Raw genomic sequence first — 25,478 nt, forward strand, 5'->3', positions numbered from 1 at the left:
GTTTATAGCTCCTGCTTCTTCAGCAAACGCGCCAGCACCGCCGCCGCCTGGGCACGCGTCGCGCGGCTGTCCGGCGAGAAGCTGCCGTTCGGCATGCCTTGCAGCAGACCGGTCTGCACGGTCAGCGCGACAGCGTCCTTCGCCCAGCTGTGGATGCGGGCGCTGTCCTTGAACTCGAGCAGCACGCTGCGATCAGGCGCTTCCGTCCCTTCCGGATTCAGAAGCCGATAGGCTCGGCTAAGCAGCAGCGCCATTTCCTCTCGGGTGATCGGCCGCTGCGGCGCAAAGTGCTTCGCGTCGACGCCGCTTACCAGGCCGAGCGCAACGGCCGTCCGAACGTCCTTCTCGTACCACGCGCCCGGTTCGACATCCGCGAACACGGAATCGGATGGCGCATGGTTCGGCTTCATGCCGATCGCACGCGTGAGCATCGCGGTGAATTCCGCGCGGGTCACCTCGTTCTCCGGACGGAATTCGAACGGCGTCACGCCGTTCACCAGCAAGCGTTCCGACATCCAGTCGATGTCCGGCTTCGCCCAGTGGCTGGCCGTATCCTTAAAGCGGTTCTGGAAGCGGATCGCCGCATAAACGCCAGGGGTGCTCATGTCAAACTGAAGCCCCTTGCCGCCGGCAACCTTAGCGCCGCCCGCAAACAACCATTGTCCAGTGGCAGGGTCATACCGGTATACCTTCGGCATGGACCCAGCCGACGAAGCGTCCAAAGTGCCTGTAAAGACGCCTTCGATGCCTTTCTTCTTGCCGAACGTCACCGGAACGGCGCTTCCGCCGCTGACCGTCTCGACCGTGACGCTCGCCGTTCCGAACGACATCAGCGTCCATTCACGGTTTAGCAGCTGGACGGACGTCTCCGCCTCCTTGCTAAGCCCTTGCGTCAGCACGATCGACATGCGCAGCATTGCGCCGTCCGCGGGCTTCGCCGTCGGCATGGCCGCCGGATCCAGCGTCACATTCAACCCGTTCAGCCGGAGACTTATGACCGCTTTGGCCTCGGCCAGCATGCCGGCCAGCTCCGCCGGGAACTGCAGCGCCGCCTCGTCCGCCGTTTCCTTCACATCAACGAAGAGCGTCCGGAGCGCGCCATTGCCTGCAGCCTTGTCAAGCGCCGTCACAATCGCGTCCTTGCTGAGCGCAACGGACACCGACATGCCGCCTTGACCGTTCGGCTTCCGCACGAAGAGTGCCCGCCCGGTCAGATCAAGCGGATCCCCTCCTGTTGCCGGAGGCTTCGGGTTTGGATCCGGCGGCGTGTTGCCGCCGTCCGTTTCGCTCGTATACTCGGCATGAATCGTATACGTTCGTGCCGGCGCCCCGCTCAAGACGACCGTAACCCGCACAAGATTATCCTCAGGAATCGTAATCGTCTGAGCCAGCCCGCTTACAGCCGGCGCTCCGTTGATCAACAGCGCGGCATTCGCATCCGCCGCCGTCGGCGTCACCGTCAGCGTCTTCGTTCCCGTCGGCAGCTTCACGCAGTAGACCAGCACCTCGGGGTTAAACGGCGAACACAGCGCATACTGCCCCACCGTCAGACCGGACAGCCGTGGATTGCCCGCCGGAGCCAGGCTTACGGTCGCCTCTACGGAGCCGTTGCCCGCCAGGTCCTTTACCGCACCGGCCGGCAGCGTCAACGCTGCGGCGCTAGTGATCTCGCCGTCCAGCGTCAGCAGCAGTTCCCGCGGCGCCGAACCGTCCCGGTTCACTTCCGCGACAGCCGAACGGACGAAGCCCGCCTGGCCGTTCAAGGCCAGCTTCGCGGTATCCGCTTCCGTCAGCGAGGCCACCGGTTCATTGAAGGCGATCCGGATGATGCGGCCGCCGCTCTCGAGGCGAACCGATGCCACCGCAGGTCCTGTCGTATCAAGCGCTTCGGCAATAAAGTTCAACGGCGTCGAGGCATCGGCGAGCGTCATTTTCACGCCGGCATAGCTAGTCATGTAAATGCTGTTCGCCTGCACCGTGTACGAGCCGCCTGCCGTCAGCGGCTGCTTCGTCGTCAGCCGGATCGTCCGCGCCAGCTGAACATCCGGGTTCGCGGCGCTCGGCTCCTTGCCGATCCAGGTCAGCGTCGATTCAAGGACACGACCTTCCGCATCCATTAGCGTGACCGCTTCATCCTTCAGTTCGACCGCTTCCAGGTAACGCGTAAATGTAAGGTCTACATAGCTGCTTTCGCCAGCATAGCCCTTCACCGTCTCGATCCGTGGCGCTGCCCGCGTCACGAGACCCGCGTTCACTTCCGTCCGCGGCGGCGGTACGTCGAGCTCCGCGCTGGAAGCCGTCTCGTACCCATCCTTCATCCAGACGACCTTCCACTTGCCCGGCGGCACATCCCAGCCGTATTTGCCCTCGGCGTCCGTCCGCTGCGGATTCACCTGGTCATACTCGTCTGCGTTCCATACCTTCCAGTCGCCCTTGAGCGGGTCTTTCATCATGACCGTCGCCGTCACGTCCGAAATCGGGTTGCTCTTCACCGCTTCGTACACATAGCCGCTCGGATCGTAAATCCACTTCGGCTTGGCAACCTTCTTGCCGCGCTTGCGCATCTGATTCGTATAGTAGTCCGAATCGGAATCGTCGTTGCACTGGTTGTAGCCCGTGCCGATCGCATCGATCTGCTCGTCGACGTAGTTGTCGATTTTATCCTCGATCACGTCGGTTGCATAGCCGGCGATGATGGCCGGCGCTCCCGTCAGCGCCATTGCGCCGGTCCATGCGCCGAGCGCGGTTTTCGCGACCTCGCCGACGACTAGCGACGCCAGCGCCTTCCCGCCCTGCTTCACCGTGGTAGGCAGCTCCGAGAGGCAATCCATGCCGCTCGTCTCGACGTTATACATGATCTTGTTGACCTTGCCGGCGAAGCCCATGTAATTGTCCCGCTGCTCCTCGAACTCGCCCTTGTATTCGTCGATCTGATCTTTCACTTCGTCCACATCGGACTTGATCTCCATAAAGTACTCTGCCGTATGGCCCCAGTCTCCCGCCTTGGCCGGACGGCCAAGCTTGGCGGCGATGCGGCTAGAGGAGACGAGACCGGCGGAGACAGGGAACGTATCGGCAACCAGGTTACTCGGCATGTAGCCCTGAATCGTAATGCCGAGCGACTTCGGCTGTTCGACGATATCGAACCGTTTTTGAATGGCCGGTACGCCCGATTTCGCGGCGAGCGCCTTCTCCGCTTCCGTTGGCTGGTAAGTCGAGTTCGGGTTCAGCTTCAGCGTAATCGACATCCGCTTGCCCCCGAGCGATGGGAAGCGCAGCACTACCGTACCGGTGAACACGCCGTCCACCGTTTCGAAGTCCGTCTTGGAGACGATCTCGAAATCCCGCATCGAAACCGGCAGCGAAGCGCGGAACTGCTCGAGGTCCAGCCGCTCCCCGTCATACTCTTTCTCCGGCTGCTTCACGTCGTAATCGACCCAGATGCCGCCCAGCGCGTCGCGCGTTGTCGGCACCGTCACCCGGAACAGGTCTCCTGACCGCACGGCCGTAACCGGCTCGCCCTCCTGGCCTTCCAGGTAGACGCGGACATTCTCCACGTCATCCGGCTTCGAGAACTCGAAGTCCATGAGGAATGGGTCCCCCGGATGAACGGAATAGACGAAATCGTTCGCGTCCTTGCCCGATTCCATCATCACCCACTTGCCGGCCGGAGCCTGCGCCATCGCCATCCGCAGCAGTTCGGGGCCGTTCAGGTCGTACTGGACGTACGCCTTGTCGCTGCGCAGCGCTATGCCGTTCGAAGTCGCCTCGGCCCAAAGCGCGTGATAGCCGGAGTCGCCAAGATCGATCAGTGTCACTTCCGCTTCCCAGGTGCCCGCCGCGTTCGCCGTCGCTCCGCCGATGCGCACGTCCGAATCGTACAGCACCAGCGCGCTGCCCGCCGGCGCATAGCCGCTCAGCACCGTCTTCCGCTCCGGATTTCCCAGCCGGCTTGGAGCGTCCAGCGTCACCCGCGGCGTATCCAAGTATGCCGTACCCAGCGTCTCCTCGACATTCACCGTCCCTAGCTTCGCCTTGATACGGGCGGACGCGGCTGCCGTCTGCTTCTCATAGGCTTCCGACACTTGCAGCTTGTAGGTGACCACGCCGCCCTGGTCCTTGGCCAGATTGCCGACCGGCACGCGCAGCGCGCCTCCCTCGATAACAGCCGCGCCGACACCGCCCGTTACCGCCAGGCTGCCCTGGCCGTCCCCGACAACCGTCATTCCTTCCGGAATGTCGAGCACCAGCATGGCGTTCTCCGCCGTCTCCTCGTTCGTGTTCCGGTAGCCGGCCCGCAGCGTCAACGTCCCGCCTGGCGTGACTCGCGACGACTGCGCCGAGAAGAAGTTGCCTTTCTTATTGGTAAAATACCGGGACGGACTGAACGCGATCGTCCCGATGTTTTTGATTTGATTTTCCTCGATCGTGAATTCCGCCGTTGCATATTCATACCGGGTCCGGTAGTCCGCGCCCTCCGAGCTGCGGCTGAACTCGATCCGGTACGTGCCGCCTTCCGGCACGTTGATGTTGAACGGATCCGTCCGGAAGCTGTCGTTCCAAACATTGTCCACGTACGACTGCTGTCCGTCCGGCTTAATTTGATAAATCTCAGCGCTGTAATACATGTCCGCGCGGCGCTCCACCTTTCCCTGTACGCGCGCGCCCTTCTCCTCCAGCCTGATTTCTGCCGTCGCGTTCGAATGTTCGTCGAGCGTCACGCTCTTGCACTGGCTGACATAGGCGTAGATCGCTCCTGACACGCACACGCTTACGGGCGTACCCGGTCCGCCGGCGACATTGAACGCATTCGAGTAATACGAGCTCATCCAGCCGAATTTCGATTCGACGCGGGTAAGGAACGCTTCGTTCGCCAGGTTGAGCGGTCCCAGCCAATCGGTGTCGAGCGCTTTCTTGTAAACTTCAAGCTTGACAACGCCCGTGTCCGGTCGCTTCACCGGAATGTCGAGGCTCGCCGTCGCGCCTGAAGGGACGGTCACATTTACCTGGCCCGAGCTGTATAGATCCGACGAGAGCGTCGCTTCGATAACGGCATTACCGGCGAACAGCTCCATCCGGACCCTGCCGTCCAAGCTGGTGACCGCATTCGTTACGACCGGCCTTCCCTTATATGTCTGCGTTGCCGAGACGTACGCGTTGAACAGCGGCTTGCCGTCAGGGTCCTTGACGGTCAGCTCGAGCGTTCCTCGCTCAGGCGACGCCAGCGGCACGCGGAGCACGTTTACGCCGCCTGCGAGCGTCTTCGTCAGGACCGCATCCGGCGCCAGCTCGTAATAGAGATTGCCGAGCTCCAGTTCCGCCGTCACGGCCTGGCCCCGCAGCAGTCCTTCATGCGTATACGTGACGCCATCCGCGTTCGTCGTCGTCGCCAGCAGCAGATTGCGGTCGGCGTCGTATAGCGATACCGGCACATTCGCCACCGGGGCTCCATTCGCATCCACCGTCAGGACGCGGACCTGCGCCGGGACCACGACATCCAATGAGACCTCTGTCGTACGGCCGGCCCTAACCGTCAGCCCCTCGAGCCGGCCCATTTCATATTGATAATCCGGCGTCCGTAGCTCCACCACGTAGTCATCACCCGGAAACAGCCCGTCGAAAACAGCGCTATCGCCATTCTCTCCGTCTTCGCCGAGCACAACCGTCTGATTGCGGCTCTGACTGCCATAGACGCTAAGGATAGCCCCGGCCAGCTCCTCCTTCGACGCCCCGGCGAAGGTAACCGACAGCGCGCCGCCGACCGGTACGGGCAGCCCATCCGCTTTCTCCTCGGCCGTCGTGCCGTCCGACCTCTTCTGCTTCAGCGTAATGTCGGTCAGTTCCGTCGCGTTTGCGGGCAGCTTGAAAGATCCGGTAAACGATCCCTTCATTCCCGCAGACTCGGTCAGAACAACCGCTGCGGTCTTCGGAGTGATCGTGCCGGCCACGTCTTCCTTGTAAGCGAGCTCGACCTGAGCCTCAACGCCCGAAGTCCCAGTGGCCTTCAGGTCAATCGCGCTCTCCGGCTTCAACGGTCCGCCCGCGTCGGTCCGATCGCCGCTCCAGAGCAGGATGAGCGGCAAATCTTCCGGCGGCGGATTCTCGCCTCCCGTATCATTCGGCTCCCAAGTGTAGGACGGACCGTCAAGCGTCCAGTGGTAATTCGCGTCGATGGCCTCGACCTGGAACAGATCGCTTATTCCTTCAGCCCTCACCTGCCCGGTTAGGGTCACCGAAGGCGATGCGCCACCGGCCGGAACGTAGCGAACCGGCACGCCGTTCTTGTAAAGCGCGTATCCCTCTGCGCCGGCAACGGTCGGCCAGCCGAGCGTGATCTGATCCGCGCCTGCGTTCGACGCTTGCAGCGCGCTTCCGGACGGCCAAACCGGCATGGTGCCGGTCGAGGCGATAAAATAATCCGGCATCGCGATTTGATGGCCGCCGATGTCCTCTTGCGACATGCCATAGAAGCTTACGGTCCCCGAATCGCTAACGGACGGCCGCTTCAAGGACGGGATTAGCGTGACCGCCGCGCCCGGCACCTCCAGCTTCGCGTTCTGCAGTCCCTGACTGTCCGCAACGTACACCGCCGTTTCCTCGCTCACGTCGTCTCCCGTCCCGACGGTAACCTCCGTCTCATAGGCGACGTAGGCGCCGTTCGGACTGATAGACGGATAGAGGCTGTTACGTTCCTGCTCCCCGCCGTTCGGCAGGCGCGAAACGCGGCTGTAGCTATCCGACGTCCGGTCATAGACGTAAATATCGTCTTGGCCGTTGGCGTCGCCATCCGCAAGATCGTCGCGGTAGGTCGTGAATGCCATGTACCGGCCGTCCGCGCTCAGAGCAGGCGTATAGCCTTGCGTAATGCGCTGAAGCGCGCTGCCTGCCACATTGTAGAGGTATAGGCTCTCGGTGCCGATGTAATCCTCCAGATCCGTCAACTTCGCTGTGGAAACAAAGGCAATCGTGCCGCCGTCCGCGCTGATGACCGGGTCGAAGCTTTCGTCGTTCCAGCCTGCTTCCAGCGGTACGCTGATCCGCCGCAGCTTGTCGCCGGATGCTTCGCGATCGAAGAGATAGACGTCCCGCTTCCCGTCGTTATCGCCGGATACAAGACCGTCCGCCGCCGTATCGAACGCGACGTAACGGCCGTTCGCGCTGACCGATACCGTATTGGCGTTGAACGAACCAAAGCCGCTGGCGGCACTCGTCCCGTTCACCGTTTCCAGCGTGTCGGTCGTCCGGTCATACAAGTAGACCTTGACGGCCGGACTCACAAGGCTCTCGCCGTAGCTGTAGACGACATAACGGGCGTCCGGCGTCATGTCGAAGTGGTGCACCCAGCCGGTTGCATCCGGCGTCTTGACCGTGAGCAGCTCTCCCGTGCGCCGATCATGGAGTTGAACCACGGTACGTCCAGTATCATCTTGCATGATGTAGCTCATGTAGGCCAAGTACCGTTCGTCCGCGCTTAGCTTGGATACCGGTCGTTGGCTTGCCGCGTACATCAAGCTCAGGAAGCCCCGGCTCAGCTTGCCGAGCACGGTCCAGGAAGGCGGCGCGGCGGCTGCCTGGATGCCGGCTGCTTCGTTGACCGCCGAGACGATGTCGACGGACCCGGGATCCGAGGTTTCCTCTGTCGCGGCCGCCGCCGGCAGCGCCGACGTCACGAGCAGCAACAGCGCCAGCAGCATGGCCAGCTTACTGCGAAGGAACAGCATTGCGCTTGCGAATTTCATAGAATCACTACGCTCCCGAATATGTATTTTGAAAAAAGTCCCAAAAATGATTATACATACCGTAGCACTCTATGTTTGTCGAATTTTGATGTCGAATGACGAATATTTATAGCTTGCGGCAGTAGACGGGGATTAATCGAAGGGCTTGCGGCATACGGCGGCACGCTGCTTAGGCATAAGAAAAGCACAACCATTTGGATGTGCTTTTAAATGAAACTTTATTGAGACTTGTCCACCGCTAAATCGAGAGATAAACATCAATAGCGAAAGCCAGTGCTGCCGGATTAAACGAGGGCGGACTAATAGAATAGTTAACGGCTGCGAACGATACGACAAGCTGAAAGGTATGTCCGTTACGTGAAGCAGGAACGGATGTACTGAATTGAGAATAGTAGCGAACATTTAGCCAGTTAAAGGGTACATCATCGACAACTCCGGTATTCGGATCTAATAATCCATCGGTAAGATTGCCTGCGGGAGTGAGGGACGTAAATAAGTCCCCGCTAGTATTATCGAAAAGGTCGATCTGTACGTCATGTGCATTATCGCAAAATACTGTTAAATTTAAAACAACCTGATTGTCAGTGTTCAATCCGAAAACGCTGGGTGAAACAGCGAAAAAAAGGAGTTGGGGAGTGGTAGTAGACGAGCCCCAAACATAGGATGGAGGCGCCTTCGTAAAGCTGCCGCTATTATCGTTCGCGTACGGCAGCAATCGCGGCCATTGTGCCGCAACACGCCCCACGTCGGTTGCTAAGGTACCCGAATTGGCTCTTGCATTGGCAATTGCCGTTGCTCTATCCGTTGCTACGAAAGTCGTAGAGTTGCTGCTAATAATTCTCGTTCTTTCTAACATAGTCAATTTAAGTCACCTCCTTGATGCTTGATCCTTTATTGTATGACTTTTGTATCAAGGAGGGACGGGCTCCTGGGTTAGATTTTTTATAAAAGAAAAAGGAGATCTCTGAAAAGATCCCCTCTTGAAGCAAACGTTTAAACCCTTAGCGACCCACGGAACCCTCTAGCCGCATAGTAGGACTCTGCTCCATTGTGGTACACGAAGACAGTGTCATAGCGACGATCGCAAAAGATGGCTCCGCCGAGTTTTCGAATGCTAGCGGGCGTTTTCACCCAGCTCGACGTTTTCAAATCGAAGTTTCCAAGGTTCTGCAGCTCCCGGTATTGGTCTTCCGTTAAAAGGTCAATACCCATGTCGAATGCCATCTCCACCGCATTGTTTTGCGGCTTATGTTCTTTCCTCGACTCCAGCGCTTCACGGTCGTAACAAAGACTTCTGCGGCCCTTAGGACTTTCCGCTGAACAATCGTAAAACACGTACTCGTCCGCTTCGTTGTCAAGACCAATGACATCCGGTTCGCCGCCGGTACTCTCCATTTCATTCAGCGACCATAATTTTTCCGGTTTAGCTGCTTCGAGCTTTGCTTGTACGTTAGCCCATTTAAGGCCATCATGGCGGTTCATGTTTTTCTCAAAACGAGCTTTCAATGTTTTAAGCAGTCCTTCTCGTTGTTCCGGAGATAACTCCTTTTTACTGCTGATGGGACTCGTTGTCATCATCATTTCTCCCTTCAAATAGGCTTGCTCCTAGTGAGCAACACACATCTTCTCTCTCCGTTTCAGACAATATCATCCCAATTATAGCGCAAAGTGAGGGGGAATAAAAAAGCCCTTCCTTGTTAAAGGAGGGCATGGCAATTGGTCATTGGTGCAGTGTCGCTCGCGTTCAAATAAAACCGGTTTCTCAGCCACGAGGTGCCTGTAAAGCATCTCATTCGCTTCTTCCGCCGGTTTCTCAGCCAAGAGGTGCCCGTGGAGCACCTCTTTCACTTCTTCCGCCGGTTTCTCAGCCAAGAGGTGCCCGTGGAGCACCTCTTTAGCTTCTCCCGCCGATTTCTCAGCCAAGAGGTGCCCGTGGAGCACCTCTTTCGCTTCTCCCGCCGAAAATTCCGTCGTCATCAGTTTTCCATATCAGCGGGATCTTCGCCGATGAGCTATTATGCTCACCTTCACGGCCGACCGAAAACCGTAAACTCCCATACGCCGATACGCATCCCCCGCGGTGCGGCAATGATGAACAGCCGGGCAAAGCGGGCCCGCTTCGGTCCCCAAGTGTCATACACGATATGCTGGTCGATCGTATTATCGGATTTATCAATTAGGGTGAACCATTCTACCCCATCGATCGAACCTTCGATCCTGTATGGATACGGACCGGGTGCGATCCCCGCATCATAATCCAGCCCTCTGTCGGCAAACAGTGTGCGTGCTGAATAAACCTCGTATTCACGTCCCAGGTCAACGCGGATCCACTGCGCTGTACGCGAATCGGCCGCTTCCCACCACGTACGGATATAGTTATCGATCGCATATACCGGCTCATGACCGGGCGCATAGCTGGAGGCCTTAACCGACCACCGCGCTGTCTGTAATTGCTAGTTTTAGGGTCATCCTTTTGCAGGATGGCCCTTTCTTTGATCTCGCTTGTTCAACTATCGTTCTAGAGGAAATAGAACAAATTTAACGAATAGATATTTTTGGTAATATAACCAAGCTAAAGGAGCTGTGAATTTTGGCTTTTAAAGATGCGACCAGAAAAGGGAAATTTGAATTAACGTTCCCAGTACGTCTAGTATCCGATGTTAAAAAGTCTCAGGAATGGTTTCGCGATGTGTTGAAATGTAACGATATTAGCGGGTGGGGCCATGCTACAAGGGAAGGCATGGGGATTATTTTATTACAGGCTGCTTCACCGGAGGATATTCGTCCAAACACTGTGCCGAAGAAGCACTCCGATTATCCTACAGAATGGGATGGCCCGGATTATGGTTGGGATTCGTTGATTTACGTGAAGTGGGAAAACCTGGATTACATTGTCGAGGAAGTTCGCAGTAACGGCGGTAAAATCGCGATTGAACCTTTTGAGTACTCGCACGGAGGCCATACTTACAAGAAAGCTCATATTTCTGACCTGGACGGATACAACATGGTTTTAAGCGCGAGGCGTCTTCAGACAGACGAACAAATGAATCACGATCAAGAATCTATATTTAAAAAGACGTATCAAGTACGTCTTGTCTCCGATTTGAAGAAGTCAATGGAATGGTACAGCAATGTATTAGGATGCGATGAGGTGAACAACTGGGGATATGCAAGACGCGGCGAAATGGAAGTGATTTTACAGCAGGCAGTATCACCGCATGATGTACGACCCAATGCCCTTTCCGCAAAAATTAAAGGCATCCCCAATACGTGGGAAGGCCCGGATGAACCCTGGGATACTTTCGTTCATACGCCATGGGAAGATGTGGCTCTTATCGTTGATGAGGTACGAGGAAAAGGCGGTACGATTGGAATGGAACCAACTGAAAGTTCAGAGGATGGCTGGGACTTTGTAAATGCACAAATTTTAGATCCAGACGGGTATAGCATTATTCTTGGAGGAATGAGAAGAAGTAATATCTCCTAAGTAATGAACTGCACGTTAGCTTAAAAACGGTTCAAGCAATCCCATGCCGCTCAACACGCTTTAACAGGCTCCTGCACGTTTTACCCCAAAAAACTTGCCATTACTTGTGGTACGGTTCTCCGCGCTGTCTGTAACGGCAAGTTTTAGAGCCATCCTCACGGGATGGCTCTTTCTTTATCTCTCTTATTCAATCATCGTTATCCAGTAGGTATCGAGCTGTACTGCGGACCATCATTTCCCGTCGTACGAAGCCGTACTTCTCATAGAGTCCATGCGCGTCTCGTGTACCGAGATAAATAGACGTATGGCGAATGCGAGGATGGTCGACCAAAACAGCCATCATCCATTTGCCGAGTCCTTTTCCGCGATATCCGGAGTCAACGATCACGTCGCACATCCAGGAAAAGGTTGCTCCATCCGTTACAATCCGCATGAAACCTACTTGAAGCCCGTCCGCGCTGTAAACTCCAAAACAAAGCGATTCTTTCCAGCTTTTCATGATGGTTTCTTCCGACCGTTCCGCGGCCCAATAACTGCTCTTCAATAATGCAATGATCATATCCGGCTGCAGCTCTTCCACACTGTCACTGATTCTGTAAGGCAGGCTATCATGAATCCACTCCATCTGTATACCTCCTATAGTTCACCATTCGTAATGCGTATAGTATAATGGTAACAGTTGGAAGTGGATAATGAATTATTTAGCGACTATACCCATACAGATTAGGGTGGAAAAATGACTAAATACGAGAATGTGAAGGACGATCTGAAACAACAGATTAACAGCGGGTCGATCAAGCCGGGCGGTAAATTACCGTCCATCCGAGAGCTTAGTGAACATTGGAAGTGCAGTAAAAACACCGTAATCCGAGCCATCGATGAATTGGAAAAAGAACACCTGATTTACTCGGTACCGAAGAGTGGCCACTACGTTATTGTTCGTTCCTCCAAGTCTGAGGATCGGCCGGGAGGGCGAATTGATTTTGCCGTGGCTGCTCCGGATCCTGGTATTATCCCCTATGATGAAATTCAGCACGGGTTGAACCGAGCGGTACAGCTATACGGAGATCGCCTCTTTACATACGGCGATCCGCTCGGATTTCCATCTCTACGAGAGGCTATATCCCAGCACCTGGCGTCTTCTCAAATTTTTGCTGGACCCGAACGAATCTGCGTCGTCTCCGGCGCCCAACAAGCTCTTCACTTGCTTGCCTCCATGCCATTCCCGAATGGGAAATCGGCGATCTTGGTCGAACAGCCCTGCTATGCCGGAATGTTGAAATTAATGAGCCTCCTCGGGGTAACCGCAATCGGAATTGCTCGAACGGAATCAGGCCTTGACCTTGATGAACTGGAACGGCATTTTCGGAACAATTCCATTAAGTTTTTTTATACGGTCCCCCGATACCACAACCCGCTCGGAACCAGCTTGTCACGTCGGGAGAAAGAAGCAATCGCATCCATGGCGGAGAAATACGATGTGTATATCGTGGAGGACGACTATCTCGCAGACTTGGAAACGGACAGCAAAGCCGATCCCATTTGCAGCTATGATTATTCGGGCCGCGTCATCTACATCCGAAGCTTTTCCAAAATAATGCTGCCCGGCCTGCGACTCGGTGCCGCTGTACTACCCGAAGCCTTAACCACTTTGTTCCGTATGTACAAATCGTCGTGCGATTTAGGCACAGCCGCCCTTTCGCAAGCCGCTTTGGAGATTCATCTGGGCAGCGGATTGTTTCAGCGCCACGCCGCCATGATGAGAGAACGCTATGGCATTCGAATGAAGGCTCTGCAGCAGGCATGCAGCCGCTATTTGAACGAGGGTTTTCGTCTAAGCAAATCAACCGGCGGTATATTTGCGCAACTCGAGCTGCCTCATCATCTGGCGGCAGAGGAGCTGGCCGCGGCCCTTCGTCAGAAGGACGTGCATGTTTTTCCTACGATGCATTGCTACCTTCCTAGTGTGGAAAGCGCGAACAGCTGGCGCCTCAGCATTATTCGCACGAATGAACAAGAGATTGAGGACGGCATCCGGATCGTTCGCCAGACGGCCGACGAGCTAATGAGCCAAAGAAGTACAATCAAATTCAGCCGATCAGCCATTACTTGGATTTAGAAGTCGTCGCTAAAGCCCCGCAAGGAATCCTGCAAAAACTTGCCGTTACTTGTGATACGGTTCAGCATATCATTCTAAAGGCGAAATTCTATAATCATCAACTAATTTTTATTTCGTTTGTTAACTTCAATCGCAATGAACTCCGGCAAATAATTGGGGGTACATCCCTTTGATACCATTTCATCTTTATAAAGACCCGTTTTCTCACCAAGTTTAATACAACGTGCTCGATTCTTTTGATCATAAACGCCAATCCAGCCTACGGTGAAATTCATAGCCCATTGAACTTCCGGTTCTTCCTGCGTAATATTAGCTTCAATCGCAGATAGTAAGTCTGCGTTGTTATCAGGCGGTGTTTGTCCAGTCCATCTCAATCGCGCTTTATAATACCAGAAGGCTCGCCTTTGAAGAGCATAAGGACTATTTTCCCATAACTCCATCAATGCAATTCTCTTCTTGTCTTTGGTGAGCTGATTAGCCATTAACCAATCCATTAAGTTATTTCGCTCATCAAATGTGTGAATCTGCATATCCTTATCAAGCGTATTTAGCACATCTTGTGAAAGAAGGTTTTTGTCCATAATTAAGATTGCCAATAGTCTGGGCAAAAACTCTTCGGTTGACCAAAGTTCCATAGCTAGTTCGTGATTTGTATTAATGTCCTTTGCGATTTTTCGTAAATCGCCTAGCTTAGTTTTACTATTGATCTGTGATAGAATGTTTTCTGCTTTTGAAGAGCGTTTCATTTCTGTACTTTTATTCTTATTCATTTGAAACAACTCCTTTATTTAAAGCACTGGTTCATATATGTCCTTGGCGCGATATATCAATAACTTAATTTCGTTATAAGTCTTATTGCATACAATGCTGTTCATAGTGATAACCTCTTTATTGTTACATGGGTCTACAAATTCTGCTCGATTACTCCCATTACCGGATCGAAGGTCAGCATCTTAGTCCCGATCTTATCAATGAAGAAGCGATCATGGCTTACCGTAATGACGGCGCCGGGGAAGTGAATCAGAGCTTGCTCCATGACCTGAATGCTCGTGAGATCCAGATGGTTGGTGGGCTCGTCCAAGATGATAACTGCCGCACCCGATAAAAGACACTTCGCCAGCGCCACTCGAGCCTTCTGGCCACCGGACAGATGGCCGATCTTCTTGCTCAGATCTGCCTCCGAGAATTGCAGCATAGACAGGAACTTATTCACCTTTTTACGCGGAGCATCCAGTCCCAATCCATATGTATTCACCGCGTGGCTGACAGTATCCTTCGGATCAAGCTCTTCCCACATTCTGTTGAAGTAAGCGTAGCTAACGGATTTCTCCCATATAACCTCTCCGGACTCCGGATTCTCCTGCCCGGTAAGCGCCTTTATGAGCGTGGATTTCCCGCTTCCGTTCGGTCCCACGATGACTAAGCGATCTTCCTTCTGAATATCGAAGCTAACGTTCTCGAAGATCTGCCGCCCCTCATAGGTTTGTCCGATCTGCTTCACTTCGCATAGCTTGTCCGGGAAACGCAGTTTCTCATAGATATCAGTAATCAGCACGTTAACGGGATGAGGCTCGATCCGCTTCTTATTATCCGCCAGCTTGCGCGAGAGGCGGTCCTTGGCGCCAGACTTCCTGCTCGCACGGTCGTCGATCGCCTCGGATTCCATGAGAAGCAGCTCTTCTTCCCACTCGAACTGCCGGTCCAGCTCCTTTTTGCGCATTTTCTTCTTACGGATGTAGTCGGTGTAGTTGCCTTCATATTCTTGAAAATGATAGTTCTCGATCTCGATTGTACGCGTAACAACTTTATCGATAAATTGCCGATCATGCGACACCAGAATCATGGCGCCTTTGAATCGGTACAGCCACTGCTCCAGCCACGAGATGCCTTCTATATCTAAGTAATTTGTCGGTTCGTCGAGTAGAACGACGTCGGGTAGCTCGATTAACATCTTCGCGAGCGCCGCGCGGTTACGCCATCCTCCGGACAACTCATCAATCGGCTGATTGCGAGATCGATCGTTAAACCCTAGCTTCGTAAGCACCGTGTTTATCTCGACAGACACGTTCCAGCCATCGAGATGATCCATTTGCTCGAATAGCTCCGCCTGCCTCTCCAGCAGCCTGTCCATTTCGCTATCGTCGGTTACCATCCCCAGCTTATCTCCAACCTCTTGCAGCTCACGTTCAATAAGGGCAACCTGCTCGAAGCATGCTTCCAGTTCTTGCTGGACGGACAGGCTCCCTCTTAGTTCCGAGAATTGAGAGAAATACCCGAGTCTCACATTCGGATCTATCTCTACCTTGCCAGATGTCGGCTCTTCTTGGCCCATGATGAGCTTAAATACCGTCGACTTGCCGGCGCCATTCCGTCCGATTAGGCCGATGCGTTCCCCTTGCATAACGCGAAAATAAATATCTCGAAAGATCATGGACTCTTCGTACTTCTTTGTGACATTCTCCAAACGTATTACGCTCATGGCAATCACCCATTTCTGATTTCAACGCTCTAGCGTGATTATACCATTCCCTTCTTACGAATTCTCCTCGAGAGTGATCTCCATTAAAGAGCTTGCACTTTAGCTTCAACTACTGTAGTATGAGAGACCTAACCAACGTTAAAGACCAATATGCTTTGTTATTCTATCGCGGGGTGGAGCAGCCCGGTAGCTCGTCGGGCTCATAACCCGAAGGCCGCAGGTTCAAATCCTGCCCCCGCAACCAACTTACAATTCCAAATCGGTACTAATATAAGAATGCCTTTAACCCGCAGAATGCGGATTAAAGGCATTTTTCTTGGTTCTCTTTGCTTATCTCAAAAGTTCGCCCTACTTGTGATAAGGTTCCCCGCGTATGATCTTAAACTATTCTTGACAAGAAAGTATACCGATAAAATGTAAAAAGCCGCAACCACGCGGCTTCTTAAGCATATATGTTCTTGTCATCCGACAATCAAATTAATGGTCTCGCGGTGCCATTTACTTTACTGCACCTTTCGAATTTCAATACAGCAGAGTAATATCAGGGCGAAAAAAGTTTCCAATGCCCTTCGGAAACAACTTCGACTGCTCCGTCGATCACTTTGATGGCGGTCTGATCATCAATCGCATATGCCGGCCCCTGCATCCCAGCGGCCCATCTCTCTGCAGCAGCCATTGTGTTATGCGGCAGCATCACGTGATCCAGATGCGGAAACATTGCAAAATCAACCAGTCCCAGTGTTTCATCGCCACCGTTTGGTGGAGTCCAGCCAACGAAGAATTCCCCAATGTTAGGTGCCATCACCATACTCCCGGCGCTCATTCCCACATAGACTGCCCGCAGCGACGGCAACAGGTTTGCCAGCCCTGATTGCCGCATCCAGTGGCACAGGTAGAGGGCGTCGCCGCCCGCCACAAGCAGGACGTCCGTCTCTCGGACCAGCGGCAACCAGCGGTCTTCGTCTATGCTTGGCAGCGCTGTGAGCTCCAACACGCCGACGGACTTCCAGCCCAGGTCGACCATGGGATTCTCTTCTTTCCCGCTGATGAACTGCCAGGCTTTGACGCCGGGGCCGACCCAGGGGTGCCCGTACATCGCGGTGGGGATGCACAGGGCGTTGGAGTCGGCGATCGGCTTGCCCAGCATGTCAATCAGCGCGTCGTGTATGCTTTTGTTATTTATGCCTGCAGATGTAAGCAGAAATTTCATAACTCCACTCCTTTGTGTGCGTCTGTCGTTTATTCCTTTAGACTTTCCAAACGAGGGCCGGTCGTCTAAGCTTAATCAAAACGCGGTTTTCTGCCGTTGAGATTCAGGAGTGCATGGGGTGGCATGGCGGTTTTTGCCATGACGGGGTTCACATACACATAAGCAGATATTACAATATTTTAACCATCTCATGCCCGATTTCTTCAAACACGATATATTCGTGCGGAATATTCATTGAATTTAGATATAAATGTAAAATCTCATTATCGCAAAACAATACATCAGCCGTTCCGACATGAATTTTTATATGTAACTTAGCGCGTATTTTTTCCGCGTTTTGACTTATCTCATATAACAAATTGTTTTCTTCTAAATACCTCTCTTCTCTCATCATATTTTCATATAACTCGGCGGCTTTTTCCGGCGCTTCCCCCACACCGTGGTAATCTTTGTGATAATAATGGTGGTATGTGCCTGCGTAGGCAGTCACCGAAGCAAACAGTTCGGGATATTTAACAGCATAATAAAACGCCATTCCGCCACCCATTGAAAAGCCAGAAACCGATCTGTTTTCACGAGTCGCGTTCGTCCTGTATTCACGGTCGATATGCGGTATCCACTCGTTAATAATCATAGATTCAACGGGCAGATTCTCAAAATCTTCGATAACCGGGGAATTATTCGGGAAAACGGTAATCGATTCCCTGTTTGAATATACCATTTCCAATGTCCATATATCGCTTGTTTCGTTGCCCGTCCACCCGTGAAGATGGTAGGCGACTGGGTATTTTTTGCCGCTTTTTTCATAATCAGGCGGAAGATAGATATTATAACCGATTTCGTGACCGAACAGCTCGCTATAAAATGTTTTATGGGTAACATTTTGAGGTGATTCTGTTGGTGGATTTATATAATTCATTTTATTTTTGCTCCTCGCTTATTAAAAATTGCCACGTCCGTGATTTAACTAAATGTTTGTATTCGAGTTTAGATGGGTTATTCCTTTTAACCTGCCCGTTAGCGGAATAGGCCACCGTATAATCGGCAGCCTTTTCTTCATTGTGCTATCGTACCCGTTAGTTGAATCACTTACCTCCAGTCAAAAAATTAGGATGATAGTACCAAATAAATTCAAGCCAAGGTGGCGCTATGTCAGTAAAATGTCCCCAACTCCCAGGCAAGTCCCCAGGATAATTACTTTTTATCTCAGAAAAATAGGCTAGTACAAACTGTTCCTTTATTAAGCTGTTCATGATCCTACTCAACGATTGCGTATACTCTCTTGGCTCTTGAATTTTTTCTGGGGATTTTAAACGATCATAGACCCAATCTTGATCTGGATAAGATGTGAGTGTTTCATCTTTATACGGATTTTTTAATATATAACCACTACCATTCCAGTCCTCATGTGAAAGTCCAGAGAAGAATGGATTAGCGCACATTAGATGATAAAATCCGCCTTTTTTTATAATTCGAGATATTTCATGAAAAACAACTCGTGAGTCTGGAACAAATGTAAGAGAGTATGGCTGCCATACTACATCAAATGATTGATTTGAGAAGCAAGATAAATCGCGCATATCACCTTGAAAAACATTAACATCAACTCCATAATGCTCAGCAGCCGCCTTATCTCGCTCTAATTGAGTATGTGAAATATCCAGAACTGAGACATTAGCTCCCAACAAAGCGAATGCCGCTGATTGCTGTCCACCTCCACTTGCCAAACAAAGAACGTTCTTTCCTGTCAGTTCATCCTTGATGCCCATTCGATCTAGACCTAAATAATCACGCGCGGACTCTTTATTAAGATCAAGATAAGGACGAGCGAAAAGAGCATCTGATTTTGCCAACGACTCCCATCTTGCATGATTATATAAATACACTTCATCTTTCAAATCCATAACCCCTTATCTATTTTATTTAAAGTTAATTGAGAGAATTTTATGCCTTTGATAACTGGTAGCCGCCACCATTTATACTTCCATAGATTGGGACTCTGTTTGTTTATTAAAGTTACGCGGAGATTTTTATTTATTTACAAAAACTGATTTCTGTACGATTTCTTTTGAAGTAACCTGCCCATTAGCTGAACAGGCCGCCAATTACTTCGGCAGCCTGTTGTCGTCATGCTATTGTACCCGTTAGTTCAGCGATTACGGTTGCCATATTTCCAATTTATTCCCATCTGGATCGCAAAAACTAAAATTTGGTCCACAAGGTCTGTTTTCCGGAATTTCGCTTACGATGTTCACTCCATTTCTCTTGAAACGATCGTACATTTCTTGAATACGGGGAGTAATGAAGCAAGCTAAGGGTTGTCGAGTCTCACCATCGTCAAATGTAAAACCGAAACTCCCTGCTGCTTGTTTTGCCCCCATAAGGAACAAAGCTGGCACTACTTCCCTGATTCCGGCAGAGTGGAAGTTTCCATTCTGATCGGGAAACTCCAAGATAGCTATTTCCATCCCAGGTTTAACTGGATTGTTGGGATTTGTGTTTTGACACCCTAAATTTTTTTGATACCATTTAGCAGACTCGTAAACATTACTCACGGGAATATAAATACACGTAATGCCTGTTATGTCCTCCAGTCTTTCCTCCACTTTGATTTCCTCATTCGATTGCATAACCCATTTCTCCCTTCTCATTTAACATTAATCTTTAGAATTTGAGATTTGTGACTTACAGTTATTTTGATGCCACATGATGTTGCAAACCTGACTTACTGAGAAAATAATCTATTAATAATTTCGTTTCTGTAATCACATTATCCTGCCCGTTAGCTGCGAAGGGCTGCCCAGCGGCAGCCCTTCAACATTGTGATATCGTGCCCGTTAGCGTAATATCATTACTTCCCCGAAATGCCTCGGCAGACCGAGGGCGTATGCCCGATGCGTGAGTATGGTGTTATCTGAAGGAGCACGCATCCTTGAAATACTCAAGGGTTTCCATAAATATATTTGATTTTTTCTGCTTCTATTAATTTGATATTAAAGCGCTTTGATAAGTATCTACCTAAGCTCTTTCCGCTGTGTCTATAATAATTATCAATTTGTATCTTTGAATTATCTTTAAGATATAAATAATAAAAATCTTCCTTATCAGACTTGATGGTTATATGGATTTGTCCTGCTTTCTTTACTGTGATTGCTTCAATGTATTTAATATTATTTATGTCTATCTCAATAGTCTTAATAAAAAAAGAATACTTGATAAGCCTCCCTTCAGAAATGCTAAAAAAAGTTGAAAATAGATATGTTAAAAATGTGAGTAACAGCACCAGAACAACTACTGAAGAAGTAAAGCTCAGATATTGAAACCCAAAAATAATAAAAATAATAATTCCAAACGAGAGTATTATTGATGATTGCGTTCGTTTGAATTTCACAGATCTTCTGCCTTTCTCAATTTATCGACTTTTTGCTCTTTCAAGATAACGTTCTTATTTACGAACTTTGTAAATTCGTGATGCCTTTGGTATTCGCGAAGTAACTACGCAATCTTTTCCGTATGCGCAACTGGCCGCCGATTAATCGGCAGCCTGTTCTTCATTGAGCTAACGTGTTCAGCGTCATCTGATGTACCGCGCTTCCTTTTAACTATAACCAGATGATTTCATAGTTATTTGTAATATATTTTAAACCAATCTTCTAAGTCTTTACTAATTATTTATAATACTCCCCTGATGGACCATGCAATTCATTCCCACCAGTTGAAGTGCTACCAAATACCAGTTCTACGGTGGTCGCGTCCTTGAATACTATCTTCCCCTCTTCAACTGTTGCGTAACTTGTATCTGGATCAAATGGTTTCAATTCCGCGTTTTTAAGAATGTTGATTATTGTGTATGTTTCTTCTTGTGTTAAGCTCACAGGACTAACAAAACCAATTGTAATTTTCTGCACTTCACCCGCGGAAAGCTTTTCTTTGAATGTGTCGGGCCACTCACTTCTAGCATTTCCTCCTATGGAACAGCTTGAAATCATGATTACGAAACCAACAATAACAAAAACAATACCGACAATTCGTTGAATAGTTAATGCCAATTCAGAGGGGCTAGCGTCTTTAAATTGCCATCCTACTGATACATACCATGCTGCATATGGCCATACAGCCATAATTAAACCAATTACCAGAACGAAAAAGCCAACCATACTAGGCGCCCATATTTTTTATATGAAGTTATACGTTACCAACAACTATTAGTTTCTGGGTACCATATAGGATTTTTTCTTCGTTGAAGTGTGCGCGCCATGTTGTTAATGCTCACGGAGCAGTTGTCTATAAACTTACGCCAATCAAATAGAGCCGGACGAAATGGGGACGTGCATCATGCACGTCCCCACTTCGCTTATCCTCTATTTCCAATTATCGCGCGTGTTCAAATAATCCCTGATATGCTGAATGAATTCTTTCGCTCTAATTTGCGTAGTATGTCTCTCCCTCACCATTCTGTATCCGCGTTCCGTAATGGCATTTCTTTCTTCCTCGTGTTGTAAATAATAGAGCGCCTTTTCCAGATAATTATCGCCATTGATTTCAACAAACGTTACTCCATCAATAAACCCTAGATCCTCCAACTCTTTCGATCCGCTTGCCAACAATAGCGTTTTGCTTGCCGGCACTTCGAAATATTTGGCAATGGGAAATTGATAGCAGGAATCATCCGTAAAAAACATTTTAGCCTTATTGATTGCCATCGAAAAATATTTCCCAACCCGTGTTTGTGCCTCTTCTTCCTCCTCGTAATTCCGGTATCCTGGATGTTCATAATGAACAAAACCCGGGTACCCTTTCATCTCCCTGGCTATTTTATCCCTTAGTGGATACGTCTCTTCATGTATGGCACCCATTAACAAAAAGTCGATTTCTTTGTTCTGCTGATAGTCTTGAAACTCTTCTATATCCACATAATTAGGAAGCCACCGGAATTTATGGAGCAATTCTGGATAAAATCCTTTAAAAGCATCTCTATAGAAAGAAAAAACTAAATCAATATGATTTTCATGAACAAACCGGCGAAATATATCTTGCTCCCTTTGAATGTCCCAAAACAAAATCCCTTTGGGTATTTTGACATCTTTTAAGCCATGCAATGGCTTATTCCATAAAACGTCATCAAAGAAAATAAAATCAGGGGTGAGATTCAGGCTATTTATCACATCATTTATATGTGTCTCTTCTTCTAGAAAAAGCACCTCCACATCATGCTGCTTCATCACTTCCTGTTTGAAAAACTCACTATACCGAATGACATTCTTCCGGCGATCGAAAGTAGAATATAGAATTTTTAGTTTGCGCACACGATCCCCCCTCTAACGTTTGATAATATGATATGTAATTTCCATAGAGCGCTTCTATGCTTTTAACTGCATGGAAGCAAAATAGACTTAACTCCAAAACCGAGTAAAAAGAAAATAAACCTCCCTGTACGGGGAGGTTTTCATACATACGGCTACCTTTAATCTTACTTACAAGCAATGAACAGGACTCCACATGTGTCGCTTGAATGATCAACAAAAGCCTACATGATTACAATGTAAAATTCTGAGTTAAAGTCTTCCCAGCCGTAACATCTACTGACTGATTCAATGTTTTCCCTGTATCCGTTTCAACCTGAAGTGTAAAAACACCTGCTGGGGCATTCAAATGATAGGAACCATCGGCATTCACATAAATTCTATTAACCATGTTGCCTTTGTCATCCAGTACCTTTATGGATACATATTGTGCCTCGACACCATCCGAATACGAGATTCGACCGGCAATCGTTCCGCCTAAACTTAACGTTAGATCAACTTGTACCGGTGTCCCAGAATTAACTGTGAGATTCGACTTTGAACCAAATAAATACCCTTGTTCCGCTATAATTAAAGGATATGTACGCGTCTCTCTGACGTTAACCTCATAATGACCATTGGAATCTGTAAATGATCCATAATAACCTCCTTCGTCAAAAAGCCGCAAATCTACTCCTTGTACCGCTTCCCCGTTTGTTCCGTACACGGTTCCTACCACTTTAGGTTGAGAAGTCTCCCCTGTACTTGAGGTAATCCTGAAATCTTGGATATCGTGATCCGTAACGGTTATATCTGCGGTAGCAAGCGGGCTATTCTGATTGCCGATCAGGATCGTATAGGAACCAGGAGCTAAACCTCCCATCGCAAAAGAACCGTCACTTGCCGTAGGCTGCCAATACCCACCTACATTATGAGGATCCCGCAATAAAACCGGTTGATTATTTATTGGTTCTCCGGAATTATCTAATACCCGGCCGCTAACCGTATATGTAGGAACAGCTAGTTTAACTACAAGCCCGGTAGTATCACTACCGGATACCGTAACCTGTTTCGGAGCATCGATAGCGTATTCAGGGAAATAAAAATTGATCGTATACGTGCCATCCGGAATATTATCAAATGAAAACTGTCCGATACTTGCATCATCAGTCGAACGGGGGTAATGCTTCCCGCTTTGGTCAATTAATTCGATGCCGGAGAAGAAAGGTTTATTGTTACTATCAACCATAGATCCACTTACCTTATGTCCCACATTCGATTGAAGCTGCTGAATTTGAGATTGCAATGCAGCAACTTGCGTCTCTAAATTCGAGATCTGGCTTTGTTGATTTGTTGTCAGCTGTTCCAAAGAAGAGATTTTTTCATCTCGAGAAGCGATTGTTTGCTTAACGTCAGATACATCATGTTGCAAAGAAGTCACTAAGGAAGTTAATGATGAGATTTGATTGTTTTGTTGATTCTCATTGTCTTTTAAGGTTGAAATATCTGTCTCACTCGATACGACAGATTGTTTGAGACTAGCAAACCAATTTTCAAGCTCGGCAAGCCTTTGAGGGATCCCTTTGCTAGAATTGTCGTTACTTGAATCAGCGAAACTATTTGCTACAAACAAAAACAGGCCTAGCAAAACCACTGTTGCTACTACTAGTAGTTTCTTCTGTTTCATACCATTTGCTCCTCCCATATTATTAACGCCGATGGAGATCTTATCATAATTGGTATAATATAACAAGATAAAAAATGTCAAAAAAAAGCGTCTCTTCTTCAAGAAGTCTGCTCCTTTTCTCAACATTTGTTATAATGTTTACACTTGTTTGCCGTCTGCAATATCACACCTACAATTTGGCTTCAAATTGCTCAAATCGGTGGGTTTTATTTTTTTATAATTAAACCCCCTCTGCATTCGCAGAGAGGGTCAACCACCGTTGCTTCTCTTTTTATTATACGAGGCGATTCAGAGCGTCTGACGAAAAAAGTAAACGGGGCAGCTCACGCCGCCCCGTCCCTATGCTTTTCGATGTATACCGCAGCTTCTGCGATCTTCGCCGCGCTGTATTGTTCTTCGCCTTCTTGCGGGCGACCGATGATGAACGCATCGACGTTATGAATAATCCGGTGCGCGTAAAGGTACGCTTGCACGTCGCGATTCTTGAAGCCGATTTCGACCAACGCCGCAACGTTGCGCAAGTATTCCGCCGCCTTCTCGTTGTCGATTATGTCGGCCATACGAAGGTATACTTCTGGTTGGTTCGTAAGTCGTTCGTCGAACGTGTAGTCAAGAACGGCTTGATAGTTTGGCGCACTCTTGGCGAAAGCGCCGTGATTGTAAGACGCAAGGGTTTCGTCAAACTTGGAATGAACGTACCGCAAAGCCTTCGCCACTTCTTCGGGCGTAGATAGGGCGCTATTGATTGCCTTCGCCCGGTCAGCTTGCGGCAACAATGCAACCGACGATTCCTCGCCGTTATACAAAACCTTTTGTCCGTTAATGCTATTGTATCGCTTGAAGTCAAATTCGAAGTTGTTAAGCGTGTATTTGTTCGGAAGGACGGTCGGCGTTACTCGCGTCGCTTCTGCCTCCGCTACGGCCTTCGGGTTTACGATGCTATCGAAATACGAAATCCCGGTGCATACGGCGCCGCACGTAAGCGTGAAAGCGGCCGTAATCGCGATCGTGTAGATTTTCCAAGTTTTCATAAATTACGCCCCTTCCAAGTTGTCGTCAAACCCAAAATTCACAATCGATAAGCTCAAGGTTCGCCTTACATCATATTTGCCCATCCTACTCGCCCCTATTGTCAGGAATCTGCTTTTCATATTCGTTCCACGTAATTAAAAAGCGTCCAAGAGTAAAAACCGTTTGCTTACGTCCATCGGGCGCCTTAGATTCGGCGATAATCCGAATATGCTCGTTTTCCCGTGGTATCATCGTTTATCGTCCTTCCCGAAGGTAATGTGAGCCCGACGCCGTTTGTCGTACAGGGAAAGCGCCGGGCGACGTCGCGCCCCTTCCGAAAGCCACGAACAATCTAATAGTACCACAAAATTTCAAGATGCTGGAAGATAGTAATTTCGACGAAGAAATTCAATAATGGACATTATTAAGAATGAAAAAAACACCAACCAAGATCCAAATATAAC

At 49.9% G+C, this 25,478-nt stretch carries 18 protein-coding genes, 1 tRNA gene and 1 pseudogene; 3 read left to right on the forward strand and 17 right to left on the reverse strand.

Annotated features, from left to right (window positions below; translation table 11 throughout):
* Nucleotides 1-2: 2 nt before the first annotated feature.
* From DL346_RS19805 to DL346_RS29920, 5 genes and pseudogenes are all read right to left on the reverse strand, one after another.
* Nucleotides 3-7,739 carry an S-layer homology domain-containing protein gene (locus tag DL346_RS19805; protein ID WP_112884122.1) on the reverse strand — a complete coding sequence of 2,579 codons (7,737 nt, stop codon included), beginning with the start codon at nt 7,737-7,739 and terminating at the stop codon, nt 3-5.
* A gap of 238 nt (nt 7,740-7,977) precedes the next feature.
* The gene (locus DL346_RS19810; protein WP_112884123.1) at nt 7,978-8,601 is read right to left on the reverse strand and encodes a hypothetical protein; all 624 of its coding nucleotides are present in this window, start codon (nt 8,599-8,601) and stop codon (nt 7,978-7,980) included.
* Nucleotides 8,602-8,732: 131 nt separating this feature from the next.
* Nucleotides 8,733-9,317 carry a DUF4256 domain-containing protein gene (locus tag DL346_RS19815; RefSeq protein WP_112884631.1) on the reverse strand — a complete coding sequence of 195 codons (585 nt, stop codon included), beginning with the start codon at nt 9,315-9,317 and terminating at the stop codon, nt 8,733-8,735.
* 78 nt (nt 9,318-9,395) lie between these two features.
* Entirely contained in the window at nt 9,396-9,716 is a 321-nt protein-coding gene (locus DL346_RS19820) for a hypothetical protein (protein WP_133257542.1), read from the reverse strand.
* A 50-nt stretch (nt 9,717-9,766) separates the two neighbouring features.
* Nucleotides 9,767-10,156: pseudogene (locus DL346_RS29920) on the reverse strand (discoidin domain-containing protein); the annotation flags it as partial.
* A gap of 173 nt (nt 10,157-10,329) precedes the next feature.
* Here DL346_RS29920 and DL346_RS19830 point away from each other — a divergent pair.
* Complete coding sequence (locus DL346_RS19830) at nt 10,330-11,226, forward strand: VOC family protein (RefSeq protein WP_112884126.1); 897 nt, start codon at nt 10,330-10,332, stop codon at nt 11,224-11,226.
* 187 nt (nt 11,227-11,413) lie between these two features.
* Here the strand turns inward: DL346_RS19830 and DL346_RS19835 are convergent, their stop codons facing one another.
* Nucleotides 11,414-11,851: a GNAT family N-acetyltransferase gene (locus tag DL346_RS19835; RefSeq protein ID WP_112884127.1), complete on the reverse strand. Its 438-nt coding sequence runs from the start codon at nt 11,849-11,851 to the stop codon at nt 11,414-11,416.
* 111 nt (nt 11,852-11,962) lie between these two features.
* Here DL346_RS19835 and DL346_RS19840 point away from each other — a divergent pair, with 111 nt between their 5' ends.
* A complete protein-coding gene (locus DL346_RS19840) occupies nt 11,963-13,345 on the forward strand; it encodes an aminotransferase-like domain-containing protein (RefSeq protein ID WP_112884128.1) in 1,383 nt (460 codons plus the stop codon).
* A 101-nt stretch (nt 13,346-13,446) separates the two neighbouring features.
* Here the strand turns inward: DL346_RS19840 and DL346_RS19845 are convergent, their stop codons facing one another.
* Complete coding sequence (locus DL346_RS19845; protein WP_112884129.1) at nt 13,447-14,115, reverse strand: DNA alkylation repair protein; 669 nt, start codon at nt 14,113-14,115, stop codon at nt 13,447-13,449.
* Nucleotides 14,116-14,249: 134 nt separating this feature from the next.
* Nucleotides 14,250-15,824: an ABC-F family ATP-binding cassette domain-containing protein gene (locus DL346_RS19850; RefSeq protein ID WP_112884130.1), complete on the reverse strand. Its 1,575-nt coding sequence runs from the start codon at nt 15,822-15,824 to the stop codon at nt 14,250-14,252.
* 167 nt (nt 15,825-15,991) lie between these two features.
* On the opposite strand from DL346_RS19850, the gene DL346_RS19855 reads away from it, so the two are divergent.
* Nucleotides 15,992-16,068, forward strand: a tRNA-Met gene (locus tag DL346_RS19855).
* Nucleotides 16,069-16,365: 297 nt separating this feature from the next.
* Here the strand turns inward: DL346_RS19855 and DL346_RS19860 are convergent.
* From DL346_RS19860 to DL346_RS19900, 9 genes are all read right to left on the reverse strand, one after another.
* Complete coding sequence (locus tag DL346_RS19860; protein WP_112884131.1) at nt 16,366-17,034, reverse strand: Type 1 glutamine amidotransferase-like domain-containing protein; 669 nt, start codon at nt 17,032-17,034, stop codon at nt 16,366-16,368.
* A gap of 169 nt (nt 17,035-17,203) precedes the next feature.
* A complete protein-coding gene (locus DL346_RS19865) occupies nt 17,204-17,953 on the reverse strand; it encodes an alpha/beta hydrolase (protein WP_112884132.1) in 750 nt (249 codons plus the stop codon).
* A gap of 166 nt (nt 17,954-18,119) precedes the next feature.
* Complete coding sequence (locus tag DL346_RS19870) at nt 18,120-18,932, reverse strand: class I SAM-dependent methyltransferase (RefSeq protein ID WP_165822587.1); 813 nt, start codon at nt 18,930-18,932, stop codon at nt 18,120-18,122.
* A 258-nt stretch (nt 18,933-19,190) separates the two neighbouring features.
* A complete protein-coding gene (locus DL346_RS19875) occupies nt 19,191-19,664 on the reverse strand; it encodes a VOC family protein (RefSeq protein ID WP_165822588.1) in 474 nt (157 codons plus the stop codon).
* 311 nt (nt 19,665-19,975) lie between these two features.
* Nucleotides 19,976-20,425 (reverse strand): hypothetical protein, encoded by a 450-nt coding sequence (locus tag DL346_RS19880; protein ID WP_112884135.1) that lies wholly within the window; start codon nt 20,423-20,425, stop codon nt 19,976-19,978.
* A gap of 277 nt (nt 20,426-20,702) precedes the next feature.
* Nucleotides 20,703-21,191, reverse strand: a complete 489-nt coding sequence (locus DL346_RS19885) for a DUF6199 family natural product biosynthesis protein (RefSeq protein ID WP_112884136.1) — start codon at nt 21,189-21,191, stop codon at nt 20,703-20,705.
* Nucleotides 21,192-21,395: 204 nt separating this feature from the next.
* Entirely contained in the window at nt 21,396-22,340 is a 945-nt protein-coding gene (locus DL346_RS19890; protein ID WP_112884137.1) for a glycosyltransferase family protein, read from the reverse strand.
* Nucleotides 22,341-22,569: 229 nt separating this feature from the next.
* Nucleotides 22,570-24,105: a carboxypeptidase-like regulatory domain-containing protein gene (locus DL346_RS19895; protein ID WP_165822589.1), complete on the reverse strand. Its 1,536-nt coding sequence runs from the start codon at nt 24,103-24,105 to the stop codon at nt 22,570-22,572.
* A 221-nt stretch (nt 24,106-24,326) separates the two neighbouring features.
* Nucleotides 24,327-25,034 carry a hypothetical protein gene (locus DL346_RS19900; protein WP_112884139.1) on the reverse strand — a complete coding sequence of 236 codons (708 nt, stop codon included), beginning with the start codon at nt 25,032-25,034 and terminating at the stop codon, nt 24,327-24,329.
* Nucleotides 25,035-25,478: the final 444 nt, after the last annotated feature.

Origin of the sequence: Paenibacillus montanisoli, assembly GCF_003268025.1 — a bacterium.
Taxonomy (GTDB): domain Bacteria; phylum Bacillota; class Bacilli; order Paenibacillales; family Paenibacillaceae; genus Paenibacillus_Z; species Paenibacillus_Z montanisoli.

Coding starts and splice junctions, on each gene's coding strand:
- DL346_RS19850 (WP_112884130.1), bottom strand. CDS start 15,824: ATGAGCGTAATACGTTTGGAGAATGTCACAAAGAAGTACGAAGAGTCC.
- DL346_RS19805 (WP_112884122.1), bottom strand. CDS start 7,739: ATGAAATTCGCAAGCGCAATGCTGTTCCTTCGCAGTAAGCTGGCCATG.
- DL346_RS19835 (WP_112884127.1), bottom strand. CDS start 11,851: ATGGAGTGGATTCATGATAGCCTGCCTTACAGAATCAGTGACAGTGTG.
- DL346_RS19860 (WP_112884131.1), bottom strand. CDS start 17,034: ATGAAATTTCTGCTTACATCTGCAGGCATAAATAACAAAAGCATACAC.
- DL346_RS19875 (WP_165822588.1), bottom strand. CDS start 19,664: ATGCAATCGAATGAGGAAATCAAAGTGGAGGAAAGACTGGAGGACATA.
- DL346_RS19840 (WP_112884128.1), top strand. CDS start 11,963: ATGACTAAATACGAGAATGTGAAGGACGATCTGAAACAACAGATTAAC.
- DL346_RS19820 (WP_133257542.1), bottom strand. CDS start 9,716: ATGACGACGGAATTTTCGGCGGGAGAAGCGAAAGAGGTGCTCCACGGG.
- DL346_RS19900 (WP_112884139.1), bottom strand. CDS start 25,034: ATGAAAACTTGGAAAATCTACACGATCGCGATTACGGCCGCTTTCACG.
- DL346_RS19815 (WP_112884631.1), bottom strand. CDS start 9,317: ATGATGACAACGAGTCCCATCAGCAGTAAAAAGGAGTTATCTCCGGAA.
- DL346_RS19865 (WP_112884132.1), bottom strand. CDS start 17,953: ATGAATTATATAAATCCACCAACAGAATCACCTCAAAATGTTACCCAT.
- DL346_RS19845 (WP_112884129.1), bottom strand. CDS start 14,115: ATGAATAAGAATAAAAGTACAGAAATGAAACGCTCTTCAAAAGCAGAA.
- DL346_RS19885 (WP_112884136.1), bottom strand. CDS start 21,191: ATGGTTGGCTTTTTCGTTCTGGTAATTGGTTTAATTATGGCTGTATGG.